This window comes from Kitasatospora sp. NPDC052868 (assembly GCF_044547105.1).
Classification (GTDB): domain Bacteria; phylum Actinomycetota; class Actinomycetes; order Streptomycetales; family Streptomycetaceae; genus Kitasatospora.
Genome location: NZ_JBITZW010000056.1, coordinates 1 through 2487, shown reverse-complemented (window position 1 = coordinate 2487; position 2487 = coordinate 1). Strand labels below are relative to the sequence as shown.

The window sequence follows — 2487 nt, the reverse complement described above, 5'->3', positions numbered from 1 at the left end:
TACTGATCGTTTCAGAATGACTTTCGAAGGCGCCGGAGGCAGATGATGCTGCAGGCGAGGTCGAGTAGTCCCTGGTGGAGATCGGCGCGTCGCTCGTAGCGGGTGCGGAGGCGCTTGAACTGGTGGAGCCAGGCGAAGGCGCGCTCTACGACCCAACGCACCTTGCCGAGTCCGGAACCGTGGGCGACGCCGCGTCGGGCGATCATCGGCTTGATGCCGCGCTTCCACAGCAGGCGGCGGTACTTGTCGAAGTCGTAGCCCCGGTCGGCGAACAGCCGCCGGGGCCTGCGCCGCGGGCGTCCCCGCAGTCCTCGAATCGGCGGTATCGCATCCAGCAGCGGCAGCAGCTGAGTGACGTCATGGCGATTGCCTCCGGTGAGCGTCACCGCGAGCGGAGTGCCACAACGGTCCACGATCACATGATGCTTGGAGCCGGGGCGGGCACGGTCGACGGGCGATGGGCCGACATGATCCCCCCTTTGAGGGCGCGGACGTGCGAGCCGTCCACCGCGCAGTCGTCCAGGTCCAGCAGGTCCGCGCGGCGCAGTTCGGTCAGAAGCGCGGTGTGCAGGCGGGGCCAGACGCCGGCCTCGGTCCAGTCCCGCAGCCGGCGCCAGGCCGTGACTCCGGAGCAGCCCACGACCTGTGCGGGGACGTCGCGCCATGCGACACCGGTCCGCAGCACGTAGATGATGCCGGCCAGGGCCGCCCGGTCCGGGACTCGCAGTCGCCCGGGATGGCGGTGGCGTCGTTCGGGAGCGGGCGGCAGCAGCGGAGCCACCCGCTCCCACAGGTCATCCGGAACAAGATCAACACGCACGCGGACAGCGTGCCGCCCAAGATCGTCGAGCGCAAGAGTGCAGCTCAACTCATTCTGAGACCCTGAGTAACCCGACCAGGGGCGGGCATTTGCCCGCCGGGTCTCGGGCTAGAGCAGGCGGATGGAGCCGGTGGCGGTGCGGGGATCATCCTTGACGGTGACCTTGTAGCCGCGCAGGAGTCCGTCGAGGGTAGCGCCGAGGTCGCCGAGGGCTCCCTGGCTGTTACAGGTGGCGGTGGCCTTGTCGCGGGAGATCGCGACGGCGGTGGCCGTGCAGAGCGGCACGTTGCCGAAGGAGGTGAAGGTGACCTTCTCGCCCGCGATGCCGGGACTGAGAGTGGCGGACAGGCCGGTGACCTTGAGGGGCAACTTCTGCAGCCGGGCCTGCTGGGCCGTCACCGAGCCACCGGTGCCGTGAGCGCGGACGTACTCCGGCTCGTCGCACACCAGAACGCCAGGGTCTTCGTTGAACCACAGGCCGCCAGGGCACTTGTCAAGCCTGGGCCGGTAGGCGCCGTCGCAGACGTAGAAGTACTGCGGGTCGACGCGGTGCTGGTAGTAGCCGTCGGACTTGATGCAGATCGTGGGGTCGGGAACGGGGTCGGCTGCCGCCACTGCGGTTGCGGGCATGGTGGCAAAGGCCGCTGCGGTCAGGGCGAGGCAGGCGGCAGCGGCGATGGTTGCTTTGCGTGTGATCACGGCCACCCATCTTCAGGCACGAAGGGAGCGCGCACAATGCCCTGTGGCGCCATGAAGGGCCACAGGGCATGAACCGCCGGGGGCCGTGTGGCTAGTTCGCGGGCTTCTCGAACTGGATGTGCATCACGGGGCCGCCGGGGCCGTTGATGGTGAAGGACTTCACCTGGCACAGACGGCCGGCCATGCAGCCGTTCGACGTCCACTTCGCGGCGGCGGCGTCCGGCCAGACCTTGTAGCTGCCCCACGCGACGTGCTCGTCGATGTCGGCGTAGCTGTAGTCCCAGTCCCACAGGTTGGTGTAGAAGACGAAGGGGCTGTCGCTGGCGGCGGAGCCGGTGAACTCCGCGTTGATGCGCTGGCCGTAGCCGATGTGGACGCCGGAGTCACGCTCGGATCCGGTTCCGCGGCAGATCCCGCCACCGGGGCAGTACTCGGGACGGGACTTCTGCGGGTTGCTGTCGGTGCGCTTCCATTCCTTCTTCTGGCCGTTGGCGTGCTCGACGCCGGCTTCGCCGTACAGCTCCAAGTTCTTGTCGTCGCTGTCGTCGCCCCAATCGCGGATGTTGTCAACCTTGACCAATGCCGCCCACACCTTGCCCTGGATACCCGGAGCTCCCATCGTGGCCGGGGCCGGTTCGGCCTGTGCCGGGCTCGCCGAAGCAAACAGCCCGGCACTCAGAGCAAGTACGGCAGCAGCAAGACGTCGCATGATCATCTCCATGGGTAGGCGGGCACGTCACCCGGAAGAACGATCAGCCAATCGTTCCGACACGACACGCCCCCAGATCAGAGGTGGGCCGCTGTTGGCAGGGCTCCGGCGACGCTTCGAGTGCGCCCCGGCCCGTCATCGTCGCCACGGACGCCGAACGCCGAACGCACCGCGCCCGGCGCCGCTCGGGAGCGGGTGGCACCAGCGGCGCCACCGCCACCCGCTCCCACAGGTCGTCAGGAACAAGATCAGCACGCAC

Annotated in this window: 3 protein-coding genes; all 3 read right to left on the bottom strand. The window is 68.4% G+C overall.

Annotation, left to right across the window (positions count from 1 at the left end):
• Positions 1-11: 11 nt before the first annotated feature.
• A protein-coding gene (locus ACIGZJ_RS36870; protein ID WP_396461384.1) for an IS5 family transposase occupies positions 12-820 on the bottom strand; the annotation gives its coding sequence in 2 pieces (ribosomal slippage) (positions 12-481 and positions 481-820; 810 coding nt in all).
• Positions 821-928: 108 nt separating this feature from the next.
• Positions 929-1519 carry a chitin binding peritrophin-A domain-containing protein gene (locus ACIGZJ_RS36865; RefSeq protein WP_396461383.1) on the bottom strand — a complete coding sequence of 197 codons (591 nt, stop codon included), beginning with the start codon at positions 1517-1519 and terminating at the stop codon, positions 929-931.
• A gap of 91 nt (positions 1520-1610) precedes the next feature.
• Positions 1611-2099 (bottom strand): hypothetical protein, encoded by a 489-nt coding sequence (locus tag ACIGZJ_RS36860; RefSeq protein WP_396461382.1) that lies wholly within the window; start codon positions 2097-2099, stop codon positions 1611-1613.
• Positions 2100-2487 lie beyond the last annotated feature (388 nt).